Raw genomic sequence first — 23,324 nt, 5'->3', positions numbered from 1 at the left:
CAGAGTTCTGCAACACATTCAGAGTTTCCATCTGCCATTGGAGAGTCGTAATGACAGGCCAGCCAAACGAGATCTCTCGTCGTGAAAAAGTGGCCTATGGTTGTGGAGACCTGTCTTCCAATCTGATGTGGGGTCTAACGTCAGCATATCTGATGTTTTACTACACAGATATCTACGGTATTCCTGCAGCCTCTGTCGCCTGGATCCTACTCATTGCACGCGTGTTCGACGCGTTCTGCGATCCAGCAATCGGTTGGGTAGTGGATCGAAAAGGTGGACTCTTTATTCGGCCGCTGATCAGGAGTTTGGCGATTCCGCTCGGTATTGCTGATTTTTTTTGTTTCCTGCCGTTACCACTTTCGCCCACGGGGAAAATACTATGGGCAGGGGGAACGTATATTATATTCGGCGCCGTATATTCCTGTATCAACACGCCTTATGGTGCGCTCGCTCCCATGATGACCAAGTCAGCACGCGAACGGGTTGATCTGAATTCATTCAGAATGATGGGCTGTCAGGTTGGGCAGTTCTGTATTGCCGCATTGACTATTCCCGCCATTACGTGGCTGGGCGGGGGGGGGGAGCATAGCTCACCGACAGCGGGGAATCACAATATTCGTCTTACTGCTTTCCTGCGTAGGTATTGTTCTATGGCGGATGGTGTCCACAAATTGTGTTGCGCGTTATCCGACAACTCCTGCGCGCCATGACATCCGTAAAACTCTGAGATTACTGTTTAAAAATAAGCTCTGGCTCATTTGCAACGCTATCGTATTTCAACAGTTTATTGTCATTGCCGCACTCTATGGGTTTGCAATTTACTATGTAAAATGTGTGCTCGCTGGAACTGATGCTTTGGGCGGAGCTGTTCTGACGCTTGCAAGTGTCTGTAGTTTTACAGGAGCGTCATTCTGTCCAATAAGCTCGCGCCGTTTCGGGATCATGAAGACAGCTTTTGCGGCTACATTGGTCCAGGGCATAGCTTATGCAGCTATGTTCCTTTGCGGAGCATGGTTGCCGGGCTTTTTCATGGCTTTTGTAGCGCTGGCTTTAGGGCAGGGGCTGATGTCCCCCATATCGTATGTTTTTCTCGCAGTAGCAATTGATAATGGCCGTGCAGTCGACGGGACCGGGGCTGCAGGTCTGGCGTATTCGATCAATACACTGATTTCAAAAGTATCTATGGGAGTCACTGGCTTTGTTCTGGCACTCTGCCTGTCCTATGGTCACTATGACGCTACGTCTCCAGTGCTAAACCGGAGTACCGCTGCGTGGGTTACCGCAGGATTTGTTATTCTGCCCCTGATATCCGTTATCATACAGTATGGTCTCTTAATGCTCTGGAAATTTGTTCAAAAACCAGAGAAAGGACTTCTTGTTAATTCTTCTTGATACGTTCTTCCATCTAATAAATAAACGGTCATGTCGGAGATTACGAATTTCTCTATCTATAGTATAATAATATTATAGATATAGAACTTACATTGTAATTAATAATGTATGGTTATTGTAATTTTGTAGAGGGATATTTTTTGTATTTATTATATATTTACTAAAGTATCTCTAGGATTATTCCCATTGATTTGATTAGGAAAATCTGATTTGGGTTCTGCAAGGAGACTCAAGATGAACGACCTTTTTGGGGCTGACGGGCAAACGAACGGAGCGTCTGCGGCCTTTTTTGAGAGCCATGACCGCAGATAATGGGAATACTTTCAAATGATTAAATTATATATCATTTTTCTAGCATTAATATTTTTGTTTGATTTTAATGGAAAGTATGCACATGCAGAAGGTTCAGATGACCTGAAGTGCCGTGATTATATGAATAAAAGTATGATAAATTATGATAACCGAGAACCTGCAGGATTAAAATTTCTTATCCCGATAACACGATCCATGGCGCCGTATCTGAATATACTATCTGTTTATATCGTCTCTAAACCTCAGCTTTATGGAACTTTGTTTCAGCAGTTAGATAAGGAGTGCAAAATGCACCCAGAAGAGAGTCTATTTGATGCTGTTGATCATAGCGGCAGAAGGGTAATAGACATCGTTAACGATATTGTTAAGAATAGTGGAAATAATTACATCCATATAGATTACCCGAATTCCATACGCCATTGATATTTGTATTTGTTAGTGTATATTCATTCAGTTAGTATTTATTTTGGTTGCATCCATACTTATTGGTGCTTGATCTAGCTGGATCAAGGAAAATTCGCTTAGACTCAGGTTCCATAGTCAGAACATGACGGTTGTGCATCTGTCGTAGCGCGTTGCGACACAGCGCCAGTTCTTGAGCCTTCTGAACATGGTCTCGATGCAATTGCGGTGTTTAGATTTTTTCTTGTCGTATTTGACAGATTCCCCGCGAGATCCCAATATTTCTAGCAGTTATAGAGGGCCTTATGTGGGCCGTATTCCTAGTACGCATCACGCCAGCGCAGGCCATTCCCATTGACACAAATGATGCTGCTTACACTCGTCAGGTATCAATCTGATGGGTGGTTATGGCTCTTAAGAAAGAACGGCAGCAACTACTGTATCTGTTTGTCCATCAGCAAAAAAAGATCTCTCATCTTCAGTCTCCTTATAGAATAAAAATAATTCTTCTATAATTAAATCAATGTGTTATGATCATGGTTTTGCTGAAGATGTAGGTTCGGTCTTTTTTAAATCTGACCGGCGGCTGAAAAAGAACGCATAGAGGGACGGGAGGACCAGAAGCGTGAGTAGCGTTGATGACACCAGTCCACCAATCACGACAGTTGCCAGCGGCCGTTCTACTTCGGCTCCGGCACTCCCGGAAAATGCCATAGGAAAAAAGCCCAGGCTCGCCACGGACGCGGTTGCGATAACGGGGCGCAACCGAACCCGAGCAGCCTCGAATGCTGCTTGAGCGGCCTCCATGCCTTCATCCCGATATGTTCTGATCTGGGACACCAGGACCACACCATTGAGGATGGCAACGCCAAACAGGGCAATGAAACCAATACCGGCTGCAATACTGAAAGGCATACCTCGTATGGCGAGCGCCAGAATACCGCCCGTTGCGGCCACGGGCAGGTTGACGAACACCAGAGCTGCTGTACCCAAAGAAGAAAGTGCGGCCACCAGAAGGATAAAAATAAGGGAAAGCGCGATTGGCACGACGATAGCAAGCCGTCGGCTGGCAGATTCAAGGTTCCGGAACTGACCCGCCCAGGACATCCGGTATCCCGGGGGCAGGACAACCTGCTTTTCAACGGCTGCCTGTGCGGCCTTCACAAAGCTCGCGACATCTCGCCCACGGACGTTAGCCTGTACAATGATACGTCTGCGCAGGCTGTCACGATCTATGCGGGACGTCCCATCAACGAGCGAAATATGGGCAACTTCGTTGAGCAGAACCCAACCGGCTCCATCTGCGCGTCGTACCTGGAGCCTGCCCACGCGATCCATGGATTTTACAGCGTCGCTCGCGAACTGGACCTGAGCCGGAATAATGGCGTTTTCGAGAGTAATGAACGTGCCTGTATGGCCGCCGATGGCTTCTACGGTTTGAAGAATGTCCGAGACATTGACACCGAGACGAGCCGCTGAATCCCGATCTACGTCAACATGCATGTAGGACATCGTGCCCTCACTGGCGGAGTTCACATCTGCTGCACCTGGGACGCTGTTGATTGCCTTGATCGTTGTACTGGCCAGCCGTGACAGTGTCTCCAGGTCATCTCCGTAGATTGAAATTGCGAGCTGTGTTCTAACGCCGGAAAGGAGGTCGTCCATTCGCATCTGGATAGGCTGCGTCCAGGAGTAATCTGCGTCTGGCAGGCGCTCATTCAGGGCGGCGCTCATCTTTTTGACAAGCCCAGCTTCAGTCCCGGCCGTTGTCCATTCCGATCTGGGCTTGAGAAACACGAACGTATCTGTTTCAGCGGTACCCATAGGATCTGTGGGGATGGCCGAGGTTCCCGTGTTGCTGACCACAGTCGCAACGTCAGGGAAGCTCTTCAAAATACGCTCTTCCTCAGTCACGCCCCGTAAAACTGTATCCAGCGAGGCGCTCGGAAGCCGTAGCGATGTGACGAGGAGAGACCCTTCATCAAGCTGGGGAACAAACTCACCGCCAAGGCGTGACGCAACAAGTACAGCTATGGCGAATGTTGTGAGTGTAATGCCAGTCAGGAGTTTCGCGTGGTGTTCGCTCCAGGCAAGTGCGGGTTCGTAGTAGCGGCGTACAAATCGCACAAAGCGCGTTTCCCGATCGACCAGACCAAACCGCATGACCAATGCCGCAAGTGTCGGGATGCAGATAACGCAGTAAAGAAGGGACGCAACCAGCGCCATAATAACCGTCTGGGCCATTGGCCTAAACATCTTTCCCTCAATTCCCTGAAGGGTAAGGATGGGAAGATAGACGATAATGATGATGAAAATTGCGAAGCTGACAGGGCGGATAACACTCAGAAGTGCATGATGAGCGAGTGTTTTGAAATCGTTCTTGTTGGTGGCTTTGTCTCGGGTGGCCAAAAGATGCTCCACGACGACGAGCGAACTGTCGACGATCATGCCGAAATCTATGGCACCGAGGCTCAGCAGATTGGCGGATACGCCAAACCACCGCATACCCGCCATGGCGAAGATCAGGGCTGCCGGGATAACAGACGCAATGACAAAGGCAGCTCGCCAGTCGCCCAGGACAACAATCAGAACGCCAATCACCAGAATAGCGCCGATCACCAGGTTTTCCTTGACCGTTCCGATTGTTTCAGAGGTCAGGCTGGCGCGCGTATAAAATGGGTCAAGTTTGATTCCGGGGGGAAGGGACTGCCGAATTTCTGGCAGGGCTGCATTGATGGCGTCCAGAGTGGCATTTGAGCTGGCCCCATTTTGCATCAGCACGACGCCATTGACGATCTCGCCCTTACCGTCACGCGTCACGGCACCCAGACGCGTACGGGAGCCGAGAGCAACTTTCCCCATATCGCGGATCCGAATGACGTGCCCACGGGGGCCCATCTTGACGGGTATCAGGCCGAATGCGTCGAGGCCCGTCACCCGCGCACGAGCGACAATTACCTGCTGTTCGTCGTGATGAGCAATCCAGCCTCCACCGGACGATGCGTTATTGGTCTCGATAGCCTGATCGATGTCCCGTATGGAAACGCCGTATGCAACCATTCTGGACGGGTCGAGCGTCAGTTCGAAGGTCTCTTCCGCGCCACCATTGACATTGACGTCAACGACGCCCGGAACGAGCTTCAGTTGAGGCACAACGGTCCACGTCATGATCCGATTCAGATCGGTGAGGGAATAGCCCGCTCCCATGATCTGAATCTGCATGATCTCGCCCATACCGGTGGCAAGAGGGCCCATCGTGATGGATATCCCGGGAACCGAGATCGTATCCCGCGCCTGTTGCAGACGCTGACTGACCCGTGTTCGATCCAGATCAATGTCTGTTGCATCCGAGAACTGCAGATAGACAGCGGACACACCCGTACGAGACACAGACCGAAGATCAGTTACTCCGGGTATCCCTGTGAGGTTTGTCTCAAGCGGAAAGGTGATAAGTTTTTCAACTTCCTCCGTTGCGAGGCCTGGTGCCGTAACAGAAACCATGACCTGACGGGGAGAGATGTCTGGCACTGGTTCCACGGGCAAACCGGGAATAGTGAGAAGACCACCGACCAGCATTGCGGCGACAAGGCCGAATAGGAGAAAGGTATTTTTCTGAATGAACGCCAGCATATTTCAGTCGCCGCTCGAAGCTGAAAAAATGGCCGCGCTTTTGAGGGCAAAGCTACCGCTGCTTACGACTTTACTGTCGGGAGGCAGATCGCTCTGTACGACTGCTTCGTCGTCCGTTGAGAGCAGTATGTGCACGTCATGAGGCTGGAAGAGAGTGCCCCCAGAAGGTGTGTAGACCAGGTCATGGCCATTGAACTGCTGTATGGCGGTGGCCGGTACAATAATTCCTTTGGCAGCTTGTGCAGTCTCAAGTGTCGCATCAAGCATTGTGCCGGGTCTGAGATTAACGGCAGGTTTATCAAACGTACCAATAACCCGAAGCAACCCTGTGTCAGCATCCGCCACATCGTTAATAGTGCTGATCTTCGCAAAGACGGGCGGTTGTTTCATATGACCTGACGGACGAACAGAAAAGCGTCCCCCAATAACGAGATCCTGCGCGTCCTCTGGTCGAATGCTCGCAACGATCCAGACTGATGAGAGGTCTGTTACATTTGCTACGACATCGCCGCTCGTAACATCGTCAGCAACGGCAACACCAACGTTCTGAACGACGCCATCTACGGGGGAAATCAGCCGGGAGTCTTCACCATGCCCGATCGTCTCTGTTGCGGAGGTGAATTCTTCTTCAAGACGATGCTTGATGGTCTCACTATCAGCGCGCTTTGCGGCCAATGTGGCCTGTGCCTGCTGGAGCATAGCCAAACGACGCAGGACTTCCCCTGATGAGACGGTTGTGCCACTCAGGGAGCGCCCTCGTTGATAAGCTTTTTCAGCTTCTGAGACTGCCGCCCGGGCCGAACTTAATGCCGCATTGCTCTGCCCCTGTTCGAGATAGAGTTCATGCAGGGAATGATCAGTATATGTAATTAGCACTTGCCCTTTCTGGACGCGTGCGCCTGGCGTGACCAGAACTTCAGTAACCTTGCCGCTTCCTGCAGGTCTGATCATCACCGAATGCGTTGAATTGGCCATAACACTGGCCATTGCAGGTAGGAGCGCGTGAAGTTCGCCGTATCTGACCGGTGAGACGGAGATGTTTTCACTTTGCTGCGCTAAGGCGCTCATATGGACAGGCTTGAGCCACGAAGGAGTTTCCGCCTGACAGGGCACGGACATGATACCGAACATACAAATCGGCAAAAAGCGTATGGTTTTCAAGGCAGTGTCCCTGTGGAAATACAGATACGCACGATGGCGCTATGCCAGGCAACCTCGGCCTGATTCAAGGTTAGAAGAGCGCGCCACGCATCCGTTCTGGCGCGTAGTGCTTCAATGAGTGGTGTCTCACCAAGGCGCCATGAATGTTCCATGGCATCTGCACGCTTCATGGTCTGGGATGCACTTGTCTGCGATTGCAGCAGCATTTCATGAGCCGCTTTCACCCGCGCCATGACCTGAACAAGTTCCGTATGAACGGCACGGCGTGCCTGAACTTCAGCACGCGTCGCTGCGGCGAGACGGTCCCGAGCCGCAGAGAGAAGGGGCGTATGTGTAACATCGCTGGGAAGAGGGACGCGCACATTCACGCCAACCTGTGTCGCCCAGGGGCTGCCGTATTGCCCCTCATCAATTGCATCGATCCCTATTTCAGGATTGGGCATGAAGCTGGAGCGGGCCAGATGCATGTCTTCTTCGGCGGCCACGACAGCGCGGTGAGCTGACTGTATGCGAGGATCAAGGTTTTCCAGAGCCTGAAGATTGCCCGTCGGGATCCGGGCAAGCCACGGCGCCTGTGCGGACAGAATATCAGGAAGACCTGGAATACCCAGAAGAGACAGTAACTCGGCGCGGGTCTGGGTTTGATTTTCTTCCGCTTCAGCAAGCTCAGAGCGAATGTCCGCGAGCTGGGCATTGACTGCTTGCATCTCAACGCCGGTCGTTTCGCCTTGAGCCTTAGACTGAGATGTCAAAGACGCAATATGTTCCATCGACCGCACGAGCATATGCGCTGCTATGACGCGGCGATCAGCCAAAATGGCCGCACCACTCTGTTCCAGCACGCGTACAGCAATTGCCATGCGCTCCACTTCAACGCGAGCAAGAGCGGCTTTGGCATCCGCCTGAGCCAGGTGCTCGGTGGCACTTCCTTGGCCAGGAAGCCAGAGCGGCACTGACACGCCACCTTGCCACGTAATGTATCCCAGATTTGTCCCTGACGCCCGATCATCGCTGTAGCTTGCCGTCAGGATCGGACCTCCCGCAAACCAGGACTTGGCGGCTGCTGCGCGGGCATCGGCAGATTGAGCGTTAGTGGCTAGCTCCTGGCGGACTGGATCGTTGTCCCAGGCAGCCCCCAGAGCTGTATGGAGCGGAATAACCGCGTCGTCTGCACTAAGAGCAACTGTCGGAAACCAGCCGACTGACAACAGGCAGGCAAGTGCCATTCTGCGCGGCACCACGAAGCAGATATGTGCTGGAAACCGCACCTGTCTCGTTCCTTAAAAGTATTTCACAAGGAAAGAAAATTCCTGAATGGCGTCCTCGCGGCTCATCTTGCCATCGGCGACGGCATCAACAATGCACCGTTCCAGATGATCCTGCACCAGCAAGCGCTTGGCACCACGGATGGTGCTTTCGATAGCCGCAAGCTGTTGAGCAAGCTCAGGACAGGAGCGTCCTTCCTCCATCATCTCTATAACTTTGGCGATGTGGCCGTGAGCCTGCTTGAGGCGAGGTTTGATGAAAGTGTGTGTCTCGTGTGCCATGTCCATTCCCTACCCTGAGGGGGAGGGGGTCGTAAAGTCCAACTTTCGCTTGTGGGCACAAAATTTATCAAGCGTGGCTCTCCATGTCCTTGTCGCCTCCAAGCATAATGAAAGCTATCCAAAAACATGGGTAAGCCGTCGTTTTAGCGATTTTCCTCGGAAATCATGGGCCACACAACAGGCAAGCATATGCGAGTATGAAGCCAAGTATGATCAGGGCCGATCATTCTAAGGTGCCCAAGCTCTCGCTATTGTGACGGCCGCCATAGCTTTGCGTCAGATTGGTTTTTATTCGACGATCGGCTCGGAGTAGGACATGAGGTGGGGCAGACAGACTCCGTCCTGCCCCACCACGGTTTAGAAGCCGACTGAGACGCCGCCAAATAGGCCGAAACCATCCCCTGGCTGCATGACCGACAACTGCTTACCCCCCGCAATGTATCCAGGCACTACGATGGAAGCATAATGTTTATTGGTCAGGTTGTTGAATGACAGAAATACCTGACGATGTTTTCCGGGCCATTCATAGCCAACATTGGCATTATAGATATGATAGGACGGTGCGAAATAGGTATCGTCATAAGAGCCGGAAACCTTTGACGAAACCTGTGCATTGAACCCCGCATAGAAACCATTTTTCAGATCGAGGCGGACTTCCCCCTGATAAAAATGCGCTGGAATTCCCGGTAGTTTGTTGTGCCCGAAAACAGCATCATTTTTGAAATGAAAATCCTGGTAGGTATAGGACTGTCGCAGACTTAATGTTCCGCCGGACCATTTATACAGGTCTGTCTCCAGTGAAGCTTCGACCCCCTGATGCACAGTTGGAGAAGCGTTTGAGTAGGTCGCATTTCCGTAAAGCTGTGACAGCGGAGTCATGACTGACAGAAGTTCGTTCCTCACGGAGGAATAGTAGTATGTCAAGCTCCATCTATTGTGTAGCCAGTTGCCCGTCGTGCCGATTTCATATGTTGTTGCCGTCTGGTTCTCGAGGCTGGCCCCCGTTGCCGTCAAGCCTGCCGCAGGTCCAGTCGTGTAGTTGGCACCAGACAGAAGTTGCCAGTCATTAGGTGGCTGAAAACTGCGACTGACGTTTCCATACACAGAAACATGCGGACTGATGACATATCGGAACCCTCCGCGCGGGGTAAAGCCCACGGCCGACGTGGCGAGAGAGCTTTGCGTTGGATACGTCACGGCCGTAGAGCGCTGTACGAAGTCCAGTGCTCCAGCGGCGGTCAGCCAGAAATTATGAAAGAGCTCAAAGTTATCTCTGATATGGAAGTAATTGTCCGTTCCGCCATAAGTAGCATGCCGGAGCTTTGTTCCAAGAGGAATCCCGGCATACGTGCCCGTATATGTTCGTGTACGGGTGGTTTGCCAGGCATCCAGGTCACTATAGGTGTCAATCCCGAACAATGCGTCGTTGCTGTGTCCCCACAGCTTGTCTTTGCGGCTGTATCGGATGACGCCAGCAATCGTCTTATATCCCCAAATGCCAGCTGTCGTACCGTTTTCAATATCGATCGGAGCATCCTGATAATCAATTCCCAATTCAAGCTTGGAATGGTCATCAATCCGGATGGTAGTCATATTGCCATACCATTTTGAGCCCGGTTGAATGCGCTTGGAATGCAGCGCAACGTAAGTCGATTGTGCCTGTTTTGGATTATCAATGATCTGGTCGCGTGTCAGGAAACCCGGATAGCCGTTTTGAGTTTGCCGATACCGGAAGAAGAACCGTGTGGAGACCTTGTCATTGAAGCGGTATCCATAGTTTGCGTTCACACCAAAACTGCTTGCCGCAGTCTGCTGCTGGTATCCGCCTCGATAGGATTTGGTGATACTGACATAGTAGTCAGACTTCCCGATCACTTTTCCTGAGCTGACCTGTTGCTTGTTGTAATTGAAGCTTCCCGCCTCTGCTCGAACCTGAAACACGTCTGCATCGTAACCCGTAGGAGTTACGTAGTTGATGGCGCCCCCGAGTTGCAGGCCTCCATAATCAAATGCATTGGCTCCGCGGAGTACTTCTGTATAACGCACCCCGAGTGCTTCAAAGAGTTCGTATGGCGTACCGGCAGGGGTCGTGACAGGTAGACCATCGAACATCATCAGGATGCCTGAGCGAAAATAGTTCGTACCTGTTTGAATCCCTGATCCACGGATAGAGAGACGCAATCCATCGCCGCCCCCCGAACTCTGGGCAAAAACACCAGGCTGAAATGCAAGAACGTCAGCATTCGTGAAGTTCCGACCTTTCAGAACTTCATGCGCGTCAATCACACTAACCCCGCCAGGAATAGTGCTTAACGCTGCCTTCGATTGGTCCACAACAGAACGCCGCCGAGTAGAGACCTTGATCGTCTCACTACTTGGAGCAACAAAAGGTTTAGAAGGAGCAGGATGATGGAGCGTATCAGGAGACTGCGCCCCATTTACGGTAGAGGATTTCGCCGGTTTTTTACTTAAAGCACCTGTACGATGATGGTTTGTGTGGATTTTGTGCTCCGCAGCCTCGCTCACAAGCGGTGTCATGGCAACCGCACTTAACAGGACGGAAGACAGTCGTGCGCGAGACACACCGAGGCGAAAACCTGTGTGAAAATACACCCGATTTTTCATGCTCTTCATTTTTCAAGCTCATTCTGAGGCTAAGTTTTGCCTCATGTTTATTGATGCTTTAGCTCGCTTGGGGAGCTCTATATTTTATGTGTGAAGACTGCGATCGCACCTGTATTGACGATTTATAATTTTCTCCATTCTCGCGTTGTTTGACGCAAGATACAGATACACAACGTCTTTACATGTGAGGGGCCTGACGCAACTTCACAACAAGGCTTAATGCCTCTCAGGCATCACAACACTTACATCGCATCAAAGTATTCCTTGCTCAAAATATATCACCAAATACGATGGTTAATAATATTGTATTACTTTTCAGTTTTGATTTATATAGAGGTAAATATGAGTTTGACTCACGTCTTATATGACAAACCCCTGAGTGTTGAGGCGGCAATGAAACGTGAACCTGTCACCAAACTAAATGTCTGAGGTAGATGGAATCTGTCTCCTAAGGCTCCTTCATCAAGGGTTTTGATCACTTCCAGACCGTTGGACCAATATCAACGTGTGACGGTAAAAGCCCTTCCTTTAGAAATCCATCAGCAACCCGTTGTTGTTCCTGAATAATCTCTGCACTCATAGGCGCATAACCGAAATCACGTGTTTTGATTGCAGAATAAACCGTGTCGTATGGCAATCCTGTTTGTGTTGCGAGAAGACGGGACACTTCAGGCTTATGGGCCTGGGCCCAATCATCGGTTTGCGCGATCTGGTGAAGTGCCTCCCGAAGAAGGTCAGGTTGACTTTCTGCAAATCCACGACGAGCCAAAAAAAACTCTCTATTGGCGACGATATCCTGAGCCGTCGTCAGAATGCGCGGACTGTTGGAGAGCGCACTGGAAAGGTAGGGATCCCATATTGCCCATGCATCAATCTGGCCGCTTTCAAAAGCGGAACGAGCAGAGGAAGGTGTCAGATAGGCTGGTTTGATGTCATGAAAAGACAGACCGGCTTTATGGAGAACCTGAAGAAGGAACCAGTGGACATTGGACGCGCGATTGAGAGCAATCCGTTTGCCTTTTAGATCCGCGAGGGTTCGGATCGAACTGTCTTTAGGGACGAGAATTGCTTCAGCCAGTGGAGCAGGAGGCTCATGCCCGACATACACAAGCGCATCAGGACTTGCCGCCGATGCAAACACTGGAGGAGCATCACCGGTCTGCCCCAGATCGAGTGCTCCCGCTACCAGGGCTTGCAAGAGTTGTGGACCAGCGACAAATTCTGACCACACGACATTCGCGCGGCCCGCCAATGCTTTTTCCAAGGCACCTGAGGCCTTGAGAATAACGAGAGTGCTGTAGCGCTGGTAGCCGATGCGGATGACAGGCGTGGCCGCATGTGCCGAGGAGGCAAAAGTGAGCGCAAGCCCCCCTGCCAGCAGACTGCGACGGGTGATAACGGTACGTGGATCAGTCATGGAGCCGCCGTGTTGTATTGTGGTTCAGATGTTCCGAAGAGCTTTTCCCGCAGAGTTCCGGGCTGATATTCCGTCTTGTAACGGCCACGCTTTTGAAGCTCTGGCACGATATATGTCACGAAATCCTCGAAGCTTCCGGGGGTGATGGCATATGCGAGATTGAGGCCGTCAATACCTGTTTCTTCAATCCAGGTTTCGATCTGATCCGCGACTTTCTGAGGCCCGCCAACGAACGTTACGCCCATTCCCCCGATCGCCGCATGTTCTGCCAGTTCCCTGACAGTCCAGACCCGTTTGGGGTCCACCACGGTCAAGGCATCGATTGCGGAGTGAATGGCATCGTTGCGGATATGACGGACTGGATCATCGAGATCGAAGGTCGAAAAATCGATCCCCGTCCATCCTGACATGAGCGTCAGAGCCCCTTCGTGGCTGACATATTTTCTATATTCCGCCCATTTTTCCAAAGCAGCCTCATCGCTTTTGGCAGTGACGATGGTTACAAGCGAGAAAATCTTGAGTGATTTTCGAGAACGTCCCGTGCGTTGAAGCTCTGCTTCCAGCCCAGAAACAGCATGTCGTGCCACCTCTTTGGATGGACCGGCAATAAAGACGCATTCAGCGTAGTCGCCGGCAAAAGCCCGCCCTTTACTGGACGTGCCAGCTTGATAGAGAACGGGCGTTCGTTGCGGCGAGGGTTCACAGAGATGGATTGCATCGACCTCAAAATACTTGCCCTTGTGCTGAAGACGATGAACCTTTGAGGGGTCTGTAAAACTTCCGAGTTCTCTGTCCCGAAGAACGGCACCATCCTCCCAGCTTCTTTCCCACAGCCCCCTCAAAACCTGCATGTAGTCGCGCGCGACGTCATAGCGCTCATCATGAGACGTCTGCTGCTGCTGACCCACGCCTTTTGCCGCGCTGTTCAGATAGCCCGTTACAATGTTCCACCCCATCCGTCCGTTGGTCAGGTGATCCAATGTGCTGATACGGCGAGCAAAGGGGTAGGGATGTTCGAAGGAAAGTGTTGCTGTTAGCCCAAAACCCAGGTTCTCGGTCACAGCGGCCATGGCAGAAATCAGCATGGCCGGGTCATTAACGGGCACCTGAGATGCATTGCGCAATGCGGCTTCCGGTCCGCCACCATAGACGTCGTAAATGCCAAGAACATCTGCGATAAAAAGACCGTCGAACAGGCCGCGTTCAAGCGTTTTTGCGAGGTTCGTCCAGTATCCGAGGGTGTTGTAATGCCATGATTGATCGTCTGGATGACGCCATAGACCGCTCGCCTGATGGGAGACGCAATTCATATCAAATGCGTTTACGGGGATAAGAGACATAGGCGCTCCTTGAAAACGATCAGGATGAAAACGGCGAGGGGTAGGCTCGGCTTTACTCAGCCCTGATTTAAGAGGGCTGAGTGTTGAGGAGATGCGTCTTGCCGGAGTGTTGGCCTCAGCAAGGACTTTAATGTGTTGTCGCCATCTGGGTCATAATTGAAGACATCCCAGCGGATCACCTGATGCAATGTCAGACCGATCAGAGGCGCGCTCAAAATGAACCAGAAAAGGTTTGTTCCGAAATTCGCATAGAGGCTTGGCAGAGCCCACATGGCCATGGTGGCGCCCAGGCCAGAAATGAGCCGGTTCATGCCAATTCCCACGCCTCGGATTTCGGTCGGATAGGTCAGAGTGGCATAGATCATCTGCTGGCAGCCGGGTCCGAAACCTTGTCCGAAAAGATACCCTGCAAAACCTGCGAGTACCGCTATGACGCCTGCCGTGGACTGTGGTGTGCCCACAATCGCCAGAGTTCCTATGGAGATCGCCTGCAGGATATATCCAGCGATATTGACCTTACGGGACGACACGTATCGCGCCAGACGAACCCCAATCAAACCACCCGTAAATGCGAAGACGAGGTTCAGAATGATTGATGTAATCAGAACCTGCTTACGGTCGAGGTGCAGCATTCCTGCGAGCAAACTCGGTGCCCCGAACGCGATTGCCGCGTAGGAGTAGGCACTGACGATGGAAATGATACTGACAAGAATTCCGCGCTTCAGCAGGGGCTGACGGAAGAGAGGGGCAATCCCGTGAGGTTGTGGTCGGATAGGGGGCGCTTCGATCTGAAGAACCGGGTCGATGCCGTGAGACGCCCTTAAAATTTCCGCTGCTTTTTCCAGATCTCCGTTCCGAGCGATCCAGATAGGGGACTCACTCATGTACCTGTTACGGACAAGGATGATCAGAAGCGCGGGCAGTGCTCCGAAGGCCAGTGACGCGCGCCACAGCCAGTCCGGATGAGTGGCGGGAACGACCGCATCAAGGGCAAAGACAAGGAAAAAGCACAGCGACGAAGCAGCATACCAGGTGGGGCACCATGCCGCGGCCCGGCTCGCTTTGCTCCCTTTCCCGCTCAGCTTCGAAAACTCTGACAGGAATGCCATGGCCACAGGCAGGTCCATTCCGACACCGAAACCCATCGCGAAACGGGCAAGGATCAGGATGGTGGCTGTTGGCGCCATACCTGCCACAAGGGCTGCGATAACGAAGCAGATCATGTCCGCCATGAAAACGGCGTATCGACCAATCCGGTCGGTCAGCCATCCCCCCGCGATACTCCCGACGATCGTTCCTGCACTCATCGCTGCTGCGACCATCCCTGTGGCGGATGTGGAAAGACCGAAGTGCTTCTGTACGTCGCCGATGCCGTAGGAGAGCGTTGTCAGGTCGTAGGCGTCAAGAAAGACACCACCGAGAGCCAAAGCCACGATGATGTTTGCGTGCCCGCCCCCTTGAGGCCCTGCATTGACGATGGCGGAAACATCATCAGCATGACGGATGACAGGGCGAGGCGTGCCGGATGTGGCAGTTTGAGCAGACGTCATGAATGCACCTGTTCAGAATGTGTCGAGATCTGAAGGATATCGGCCAGTCGGGCGGCGACAGATTGAGCGTTTGCTGTTACTTCCGGAAAACCCATAAGCTCGCCAAAGGTCCCACGGGAGAGTGGTCCGGCAACAAACAGACCCGGTACGGGGCGTTCGCCAACAAGGGCCGCGTGGTCTTCACCTGTCCAGAGCCCAAGACCAACGGGATCTTTCTGCACAAAGCCATCCTGAGCCAGACGAGAGAGAAAACCGGGCTTTGTCAGAATTCCGGCATGGTCCGGGCCAGTGGTATTGATCAGAATGTCTGTCCGGATCGCCCGGGTTCGTCCCCCACGTTCCCGGAGATGCAGAGTCAGGCCATCAGGTGTGGCGTCCGCGCGTTTGATCCTCGCCGCAAGAACTGTAAGTGATCCAGTTTCTGATCTTAGGTTAAGAGCACGTTCGACCTGTGGCGCGATCCGAAAACGATGGACATCCCAGAACGGTCGAAGATGGCGGACAAGACGACGCTGTTCCGTCGGGGGAAGTGCCGTCCAGATCGCCTTTCCCTGTCGCCGCACAGCATCCAGAACGTCTTGCCACGGGCGGTCCGGGGCTAAAGTAAGTGTCTTACGAATGCGTGTGAGCAGACCTAACGCCGTCTGTTCAGGGTTGGTGGAAAAATCCCCGAAGAGACTGGTAGGCTGAGGAGAATGCCCCCGGGAGCGCAGGCCACGTCGGGAAACCGCAGTAATAGGACCCAGATGCCCCTGTGCGGTGAGCGTTGCTACAACATCGGCCATTGTGAGGCCGGTACCTACAATCGCAATCCGTGCCCGAGGATCTATGGTTTTGAAGGCATTTTTCGCCCATGGGTCGGAGATCACGCGTGGATCATGCGCGATTTCTTCGAGGGGATACGGCAGGGCGGGAGCGGGATGAGATGTCGCAATGACGACATCCGATACGGTAAATACCGTGCCTTGAGCGGTATGGATCAGCCAGTGCTGACCATCATGCTGCACGGCCACTACGGCATCCTGAACATGCCTGAGTGTCTCGTTGACGAGAGATGGCGTTATTCTCTCAAAGAGATAGCGGCCAAACTCCGACCTCGTCGGGTAAACGTCTCCAGACGGCAAAAAGGCTTCCGGGTCGCAGGTTTCGTGACTGTGCCATTTGAACCACTGCGCAAAGTCATCAGGCTTATCCGTATCAATGCTCATCCGTGACGCTGGAACATTGATACGGTGGTGTGGATCTGTGCTGCCATACGCGACGCCCGCACCCAACCGGGCGCGAGGCTCGAAGATTACAACGCTACCGACACCCAGATCTCGGCGCTTGCTAAGAAGATGATATGCAATCATCGTTCCTGTCGCACCGCCACCAATAATTGCTAGTGTGGCAGCCACGGGAGGGCGGCTGATCTGGACTTCCACGTTCATGAAGAGGCTTGGGCCGGGCGATAAGAGTTGGCAATCGTCTCGCCAAACGGCCCCATATTGTTCTGACCGCCGGCTGTGCGTGTTGGATGAGCAGTCGGAAGCAGCGGAAGGACCAGTTCGCCGAAGCTGTATGCTTCTTCCAGATGCGGGTATCCGGAAAGAATAAAGCTGTCGCAGCCAGCGCGCCTGTACTCATCAATCCGCTCGGCAATGGTGGCCGGATCACCGACAAGAGCCGTGCCAGCTCCGCCTCTGACCAGCCCGACACCAGCCCAGAGGTTAGGGCTGACTTCCAGCTTGTCCCGCCGTCCTCCATGCAGGGCGCTCATGCGGGACTGTCCCACTGAGTCCAGCCTTGAGAATACAGACTGGGCCTGCGCGATAGTCGCGTCATCAAGGCGGGAAATCAGGCGGTTTGCCGCAGCCCAAGCTTCTTTTGTTGTCTCACGGGCGATGACATGAAACCTGATCCCGAAACTGACTTCCCGTCCTTCACGAGCAGCGGCCTCGCGAACACGGGAAATTTTCTCCTTAACAAGTTCCGGTGGCTCTCCCCAGGTCAGATACTTGTCGATCCGCTTGGCCGCGACCTGAATTCCCGCCTCAGAAGAGCCGCCAAAATACAGAGGTGGGCCACCAGCCTGATGAGGAGGATAAAGGATCTGGCCGTCCGCAATATGGAAGTGCTTGCCCTCGTGATTGACGGTGTCACCCTTCAGAAGACGAGAGTAGATCGACAGGAATTCGTCAGTAATTTCGTAGCGGGTAGCATGGTCGAAAAAGAGACCGTCCCCTTCATTTTCCTTAGGATCCCCGCCCGTTACAACATTGATCAGGAGACGACCGCCAGATAGCCGATCCAGTGTCGCTGTCATACGTGCCGCAAAGGTTGGAGATTGCAACCCAGGGCGGACGGCTACCAGAAATTTCAGCCGTTCAGTGGACGTAATAAGGGAGGACGCAACGATCCAAGAATCTTCGCAACTCCGGCCTGTGGGGAGGAGGACGCCGTAATATCCCAAACTATCCGCAGCCCGTGCGACCTGCTGGAGGTACGGCAGATCAACGCTGCGGCCACCTTCCTGCGTTCCCAGATATCGGCTGTCTCCATGAGTTGGAAGGAACCAAAGAACGTTAATTTTCTCGGGGACACCCCCGGTGGCGGCATTTGTGCTCATGAAAAACTCGCTGTCTGGGCGTGAACGGGTAGGGAGGCCTGATGGGCGGGATGGCTTGTTGGAAGGCGATCAAAACCGAACAGGCGATGACGAAATGTCTCCGGAGGAGTGCTCCTTTCTGGCAGGCGACCACGCTTGCGGAGCTCAGGAGCAATCAGCTCTCCAAAGTCTCTGGCCGTCTCAAATGTGTGGTATTGGCGGAGGTTAATCCCGTCGATGCCATCTTCATCGAGCCAGTCTTCGACGGCATCCGCGATCTGGGACGGTGTGCCAGCGACGAAAAAGCGGCCTTGTTCAAAACTGGCAATCTGGTCTAGCGCGCTACCAACTGTTTGATCGGGACCAAATCGGCGCCCCATGTTTCCAAACGGGCGCCCCGATTGTTTAAGCGCCTCACCAATAGTCAGAGAGCGGTCAAAATTCCGCAGATCAATCTCGGCTTGCGCATGGACATGAGCAGCTTCGACGCTATAGCGCGCCCGATAACGGCTTAGCTTCTCGTGAGCTTCGACTTCCGTATTCCCAGCGATAAGGCCGGCCATGACATAAAACTTCAGGTCGTTGGGGTCTCGTCCGTTCAGGGCAGCCTGTTCGCGTGTCTGTGCAATGTTGTGGCGAATTTCCTCGCGCGTACGGCCCCCAATGAAAACAGCCTCCGCATGGCGGGCTGCAAATTCCAGGCCACGCTTGGAGCCGGTCGCCTGGAACAAAACGGGCGTGCGCTGGCGTGTGGGCTGCACAAGATGCGGCCCCTCAACTTGATGATGCCGACCCTTGTGGTTGATGTAGTGAACACGATCAGGGTGCGTGAAAACGTCCTTCTCGCGATCAATGACCAGAGCGTCTTCGTCCCAGCTCTGCTCCCAGAGCTTGTAGAGAACCTCAAGATATTCCTCAGCCCTCTCGTAGCGCTCGTCGTGCTCGATTTCGTCCGCGAGGCCGAAGTTTCTGGCGGCGTTTGGCAGGTAGGAGGTCACAATGTTCCAGCCAACGCGCCCTTCGGTCAGAAGATCCAGCGTGCTCATACGTCGGGCAAAGGCAAACGGTGGCTCATAAGTCGTTGAAAATGTTGCGGCGAACCCCAGACGCGTAGTGACAGCGGCCATAGCCGGGATCAGGGAGAGCGGATCCAGATTTGGGATTTGCACGCCGAGCCGAAGGGCAGGGTCAAGTCCGTTAAAACGGTCATAAACCCCAATGACGTCAGCAAGAAAAATTGCGTCGAAACCTGCGTCTTCCGCGAGGCGCGCCTGTTCCAGCCAGAATGCCATTTCTCCGAAACGGTGGCGATTGTTGTCAGGCGCCGTCCACATCCCGTGAACGATATGACTCACGCAGGCCATCTCGAAGAGATTGACTTTTAACTGCTTAGGGGCCGATGCCTTACTCATGCCGGCTCCTTGGAGAGACTTTTTTTCAGACCTTCACGGTATGGCGTCCAAAGAGGGGTATCGTTCAAAGCCAGATCCCCGAGTTCCCGACGGCGCTGGGCGGCAGGGTTGTGTGAGGAGAGAACGCGAGCATTGCGCCAATGGCGATCAAGATTTCTGGTCTGACTGGTAGCGGACGCCCCGCCAACTTCAAAAAGCAGATTTGCAGCTTCAAGCGTTTGATCAATAACGATTTGCTGCGCTTTGAAAGCGGCTTCTTCTGCCTCGCTAAACGTGACGCTCTCGGTGTCGCCCCGCAGCCAGGCCGGTTCAGCCTCAGTTAATGCATCCGAAACGCGATCGACCAAGGCAGACGTCGAGAACGCAAGGGCCGACAAACGCCCAACAACACCCTGAACAACGGAATCTTCTCGTTGAACAACTTTGCCGGGGACCCCGAAAGTGCGTGTTCTCGGCCGCACAAAGTCAACAGCATCGCGCAGTACGGCAGCTGAAATTCCTGCCAGGGCTGCAAGATGAAATTGCTGATAGTAGGCGGCGAGATAAGAATGAGCCGGAATATTTCCGGGCTGAGAGCGATCCAGAACTTGCGTGGGGCCAATTAAGACGTTGTCAAAAACAGTTGTTCCGCTGCCCGTGAGGCGCTGGCCAAAGCCATCCCAGTCATCGATACGTGTGACACCGAGGGCATCTGAAGGGACCAGGACATGTGCCCGTTGCTCTCCCTCTGCAGCCCAGACAATGATCCAGTCAGCATAGACTGTACCGGTGGAATAGTACTTTGTACCATTCAGGCGAAACTCATTTCCGTCAGAACTCAACTGTGTAGATACGCCTGTTTCGTCCGCGCGTTCTGCCATGGCTGCGCCAAAAAGTGCTCCTTCACGAACACGGTCAAACCATTCGGCAGATTTGTGAGCGTGACGGAGCCTGCCTTCAATAAATGCAAAATGAGCACGAAATATTTGCGGGAGGTTTGAGTCTGCTGTCGCCAGATCCCGCAGCAGACTGAAACTCTGCTTGAGAGATGCTCCATACCCACCAAATCTATTGGGCAGACGTACGCGCCCCAGTCCGGCAGTCTTCAAGTCCTGAACGACATTTCGGACAAGCGCGGGGTCGCGTTCGAACTCCTGCGATGCACGCGTTATCGTTTCAATGATCGGCTGCAAGCGTTCTCTGGCAGAGACGAAATTGTCGGAAGAGGACATACAACGACACCTAACGGATATAAGGCAAAATCAACTAGTTTTGGTAGTTTATGATGTGCACCAAACCGTCAGGAGCGTAATTTTTAATTCGTCATCTCTCACATTAATTATTTCAATATGAACCCATAGAATGGCTCTTTTCCTATGGTTAATGAGGGTAAACTGCGCTTATTAGATATAACATTAAAAATACGTTGTTATTAACGTTTATCCATTTGGATATGTGAATAATGGAATCGCTTGGGAAAAATGTGTCCCACAGCGGCTGATTTTATGTTCCGAGATGTCACCCAAATGTTGAGAAACGAGTCATGAAAGCCTTTTACGAGCAGCGCACACGCATCCTCCTCCTTGGCATGACCGTTCTTTCAACGTGCACCCTGATGCCTGCTGCTTTTGCTCAGGATATTGAACGCAACAAAAATCCGAGCCCGCGTGCCCCTCATGCCCGCCCTGGTGTCAGGTCCACGAACACTCATGTTGCATCTTCACACCCTAAAAACAGCGTTGTGCCTCCTTCAAAGAGCGAGGATATCAGTGTCACGGGGTCAAATGGTGTCCGTACCGCCGAAAAGCGCCTGAGAAAGGTGCCGGGAAACTTTACAGTTATCAGCAGCAAGGAGGTTGAGAAGGGGCGATCAGCCACACTTGAAGACACTCTGGCATTCCAGCCCGGCATTTTTGCTCAGGCGACCAGTGGAAGCACCGGAAACAAGATTTCCATAAGAGGATCAGGCGCAGGCGTTTTCTACGGAGGTTACAGTCTGGGAATGAAATATCTCGTTGATGGATTGACTGTCAGCGGTGTGGGTGGATTTCAGGAAGATCGCCTCAATAATACCGGCTATCAGCGCACTGAAGTTCTTTATGGCGCCAACGCATTTGACTACGCTGCCACTGCTCTCGGTGGTGGCATCAATTTCGTAACGCATACAGGCGTGTCTGCTCCAGGGTTTATGGCCCGCTTTGAAGCTGGCAGCTACGGCACTCTCAAAGAACAAGTCAGTCAGGGCGGAACATTCAGCAACAAGAATGGCGATTACTACGTCACCGTTGCACGAACCAATCGCCAAGGATTCCAGAGCTATACGGCAATGCATCGCACTGATGTCGTCGCAAATCTTGGATACCGTTTCACCGACAAATTATCTGCTCGCCTTATTTTCAAGTGGGATGAGGGGTTCGGCCATTACGGTGGCTTGCTTACACTTGCTCAGCTTCGCAAAAGCCCGAGCATCAACCCAAACGACTGGGGAGGGCGCCCGACCAGAAGCACAATGCTGGGATTTAAAACCAATTATATTTTCGATGATGATTCCAGGCTGGAATACGGCATTACCTGGAACGATTATCCGCTCTTTAATGGGACGAATACGCAGCAGTTTAATCTGTGGCGTTCCACGGATATCAACAATTCCATCAAATATAACCGGAACGATCGCCTTCTCGGACGGAGGATTGAAAGCAACCTCATTCTAAGTGACGTGCATATGGTCTCTGGAGATTCCAGATATTACACATCGTCCGTCCGCTCTACGCAGTCTAATAGTGAAGACTGGACCCTACATCAGCGTGTCAAATATGGCGGATCACATGATCTGGTTTTTGCTGCTGGGAATAATTTCAACATTTTCAACCGGCTTTGGCTGACCAGCGGTTTTTCAGTTATCTGGATTGACCGCAATATTCGCGTTGTTGACCGTCTAATACCCAACTCAGCTCTTCAGAGCCGCGAACACTATAATAATGTTTTCATTACGCCTCGCGTAGGCTTGCGTTACGAGATTAATCCTGACGTTGATGTGTTCGCCAATTTCAGTCGTTTGATCGACCCGCCTGTGACGTGGAACTACCATGATGTCAAAGGGGGCAGTCCCTACAATGACACAGGAACTGTAGGACCATTAAAAGCCCAACGGGCTAATTCGGCTGAGATCGGCATCAGAGGTCATGTCGGCATCTTCGATGGGAACCTGACTCTTTATCGGAGTTGGGTCAAAGATGAACTGCTGTCCGTTGTAGTCACGCGTGCAACCAGTACAACAGCAGAAATCACTACAACGTCTAACGCCAGTCCGACTATTCATCAGGGCATTGAAGCAGGCCTGTCAACGAAGCTCTTTAATCTGCATCAATATGGTGCTTTGTCATTCCGGCAGGCTCTCACGGTCAATGACTTCTATTACAGACATGACCCACTTCTCGGACAGAATAAACTCCCGTCGATCCCAACATGGCAATATCAGGCTGAACTTCAGTATAATAACCCGCTGGGGTTTTATGCGAACTTTGATTTCAGATCGTCTTCAAGCTACTATGTTGATTACGCCAATACATTAAAAGCGCCCAGATACGGGATCTTTGGTCTGAAGCTCGGTTACGAGGCGAAAAGCAAAATCTGGAGCACTTTTCTTGATTTCCGTAATCTCGGAAACAAGCATTACGCCACAGCCGCTTATACCGCCTACAACCTTAATCATACGGATTCCGCAATGTTTTACCCGGGTGACGGGTTCAGTGTGTTTGGCGGCGTGACCGTCCACCTCAGTGACCTGGGGAAGCACCTCTGATGATGCGCAGGTCCTTTCCTGAAGCGACGTATTGGTCAGACACATGAGCAAACATCATAACCGCAGACGGGCTTTGATACTTGCTCCGATCGTGGTGTCTTTAGCTGTCCTGTTTTATCGACATGATACAGACAGTAGACCGCGACATACGAGCCGACAGCAGAGCTC

Annotated in this window: 13 protein-coding genes and 2 pseudogenes; 2 read left to right on the top strand and 13 right to left on the bottom strand. The window is 52.5% G+C overall.

Annotated elements, in window-relative coordinates:
• Positions 1-50 precede the first annotated feature (50 nt).
• Positions 51-1,392, top strand: a pseudogene (locus KP705_RS02745) (MFS transporter).
• Between the two features lie 852 nt (positions 1,393-2,244).
• Here KP705_RS02745 and KP705_RS21405 read toward each other — a convergent pair.
• The 13 genes and pseudogenes from KP705_RS21405 to KP705_RS02680 form a co-directional block, all read right to left on the bottom strand.
• Positions 2,245-2,379, bottom strand: a pseudogene (locus KP705_RS21405) (IS5/IS1182 family transposase); the annotation flags it as partial.
• A gap of 261 nt (positions 2,380-2,640) precedes the next feature.
• Positions 2,641-5,736 carry an efflux RND transporter permease subunit gene (locus tag KP705_RS02735; protein ID WP_046901809.1) on the bottom strand — a complete coding sequence of 1,032 codons (3,096 nt, stop codon included), beginning with the start codon at positions 5,734-5,736 and terminating at the stop codon, positions 2,641-2,643.
• A 3-nt stretch (positions 5,737-5,739) separates the two neighbouring features.
• A complete protein-coding gene (locus tag KP705_RS02730) occupies positions 5,740-6,711 on the bottom strand; it encodes an efflux RND transporter periplasmic adaptor subunit (RefSeq protein WP_252348196.1) in 972 nt (323 codons plus the stop codon).
• Positions 6,712-6,893: 182 nt separating this feature from the next.
• On the bottom strand, positions 6,894-8,165 hold the full coding sequence (locus tag KP705_RS02725) for a TolC family protein (RefSeq protein WP_308267182.1): 1,272 nt from the start codon (positions 8,163-8,165) through the stop codon (positions 6,894-6,896).
• A gap of 12 nt (positions 8,166-8,177) precedes the next feature.
• Entirely contained in the window at positions 8,178-8,444 is a 267-nt protein-coding gene (locus KP705_RS02720; protein ID WP_046902124.1) for a metal-sensing transcriptional repressor, read from the bottom strand.
• A gap of 357 nt (positions 8,445-8,801) precedes the next feature.
• A complete protein-coding gene (locus KP705_RS02715; RefSeq protein ID WP_215763967.1) occupies positions 8,802-11,078 on the bottom strand; it encodes a TonB-dependent receptor domain-containing protein in 2,277 nt (758 codons plus the stop codon).
• Between the two features lie 466 nt (positions 11,079-11,544).
• On the bottom strand, positions 11,545-12,486 hold the full coding sequence (locus KP705_RS02710; protein WP_046901806.1) for an aliphatic sulfonate ABC transporter substrate-binding protein: 942 nt from the start codon (positions 12,484-12,486) through the stop codon (positions 11,545-11,547).
• Positions 12,483-13,826, bottom strand: a complete 1,344-nt coding sequence (locus tag KP705_RS02705) for an LLM class flavin-dependent oxidoreductase (RefSeq protein ID WP_200898357.1) — start codon at positions 13,824-13,826, stop codon at positions 12,483-12,485. Before KP705_RS02705 ends, KP705_RS02710 begins: the two co-directional genes overlap by 4 nt.
• 56 nt (positions 13,827-13,882) lie before the next feature.
• Positions 13,883-15,376, bottom strand: a complete 1,494-nt coding sequence (locus KP705_RS02700; RefSeq protein WP_046901805.1) for an MFS transporter — start codon at positions 15,374-15,376, stop codon at positions 13,883-13,885.
• Complete coding sequence (locus tag KP705_RS02695) at positions 15,373-16,806, bottom strand: FAD/NAD(P)-binding protein (RefSeq protein ID WP_215763966.1); 1,434 nt, start codon at positions 16,804-16,806, stop codon at positions 15,373-15,375. Before KP705_RS02695 ends, KP705_RS02700 begins: the two co-directional genes overlap by 4 nt.
• Positions 16,803-17,984 (bottom strand): FMNH2-dependent alkanesulfonate monooxygenase, encoded by a 1,182-nt coding sequence (gene ssuD / locus KP705_RS02690; RefSeq protein WP_215763965.1) that lies wholly within the window; start codon positions 17,982-17,984, stop codon positions 16,803-16,805. Before ssuD ends, KP705_RS02695 begins: the two co-directional genes overlap by 4 nt.
• Positions 17,981-19,375 carry an NtaA/DmoA family FMN-dependent monooxygenase gene (locus KP705_RS02685; protein WP_235271825.1) on the bottom strand — a complete coding sequence of 465 codons (1,395 nt, stop codon included), beginning with the start codon at positions 19,373-19,375 and terminating at the stop codon, positions 17,981-17,983. Before KP705_RS02685 ends, ssuD begins: the two co-directional genes overlap by 4 nt.
• Positions 19,372-20,586 carry an acyl-CoA dehydrogenase family protein gene (locus tag KP705_RS02680; RefSeq protein WP_046901802.1) on the bottom strand — a complete coding sequence of 405 codons (1,215 nt, stop codon included), beginning with the start codon at positions 20,584-20,586 and terminating at the stop codon, positions 19,372-19,374. The genes KP705_RS02685 and KP705_RS02680 overlap by 4 nt, the downstream gene beginning before the upstream one ends.
• A 311-nt stretch (positions 20,587-20,897) precedes the next feature.
• Between KP705_RS02680 and KP705_RS02675 the strand changes: the two genes are divergently transcribed.
• Positions 20,898-23,156, top strand: coding sequence for a TonB-dependent receptor domain-containing protein (locus KP705_RS02675; protein WP_046901801.1), 2,259 nt, complete (start codon positions 20,898-20,900; stop codon positions 23,154-23,156).
• Positions 23,157-23,324: the final 168 nt, after the last annotated feature.

The organism is Gluconobacter sp. P1D12_c (assembly GCF_018812105.1).
Lineage (GTDB): Bacteria > Pseudomonadota > Alphaproteobacteria > Acetobacterales > Acetobacteraceae > Gluconobacter > Gluconobacter oxydans_A.
This window is presented reverse-complemented; position numbering and strand designations above follow the sequence as displayed.

What these genes read in the sequence shown, in the direction of transcription:
- KP705_RS02700 (WP_046901805.1), bottom strand. Translation starts at nt 15,376, where the DNA reads ATGACGTCTGCTCAAACTGCCACATCCGGCACGCCTCGCCCTGTCATC.
- KP705_RS02675 (WP_046901801.1), top strand. Translation starts at nt 20,898, where the DNA reads ATGAAAGCCTTTTACGAGCAGCGCACACGCATCCTCCTCCTTGGCATG.
- KP705_RS02720 (WP_046902124.1), bottom strand. Translation starts at nt 8,444, where the DNA reads ATGGCACACGAGACACACACTTTCATCAAACCTCGCCTCAAGCAGGCT.
- KP705_RS02710 (WP_046901806.1), bottom strand. Translation starts at nt 12,486, where the DNA reads ATGACTGATCCACGTACCGTTATCACCCGTCGCAGTCTGCTGGCAGGG.
- KP705_RS02730 (WP_252348196.1), bottom strand. Translation starts at nt 6,711, where the DNA reads ATGGCCAATTCAACGCATTCGGTGATGATCAGACCTGCAGGAAGCGGC.
- KP705_RS02680 (WP_046901802.1), bottom strand. Translation starts at nt 20,586, where the DNA reads ATGTCCTCTTCCGACAATTTCGTCTCTGCCAGAGAACGCTTGCAGCCG.
- ssuD (WP_215763965.1), bottom strand. Translation starts at nt 17,984, where the DNA reads ATGAGCACAAATGCCGCCACCGGGGGTGTCCCCGAGAAAATTAACGTT.
- KP705_RS02685 (WP_235271825.1), bottom strand. Translation starts at nt 19,375, where the DNA reads ATGAGTAAGGCATCGGCCCCTAAGCAGTTAAAAGTCAATCTCTTCGAG.
- KP705_RS02735 (WP_046901809.1), bottom strand. Translation starts at nt 5,736, where the DNA reads ATGCTGGCGTTCATTCAGAAAAATACCTTTCTCCTATTCGGCCTTGTC.
- KP705_RS02715 (WP_215763967.1), bottom strand. Translation starts at nt 11,078, where the DNA reads ATGAAGAGCATGAAAAATCGGGTGTATTTTCACACAGGTTTTCGCCTC.
- KP705_RS02695 (WP_215763966.1), bottom strand. Translation starts at nt 16,806, where the DNA reads ATGAACGTGGAAGTCCAGATCAGCCGCCCTCCCGTGGCTGCCACACTA.
- KP705_RS02705 (WP_200898357.1), bottom strand. Translation starts at nt 13,826, where the DNA reads ATGTCTCTTATCCCCGTAAACGCATTTGATATGAATTGCGTCTCCCAT.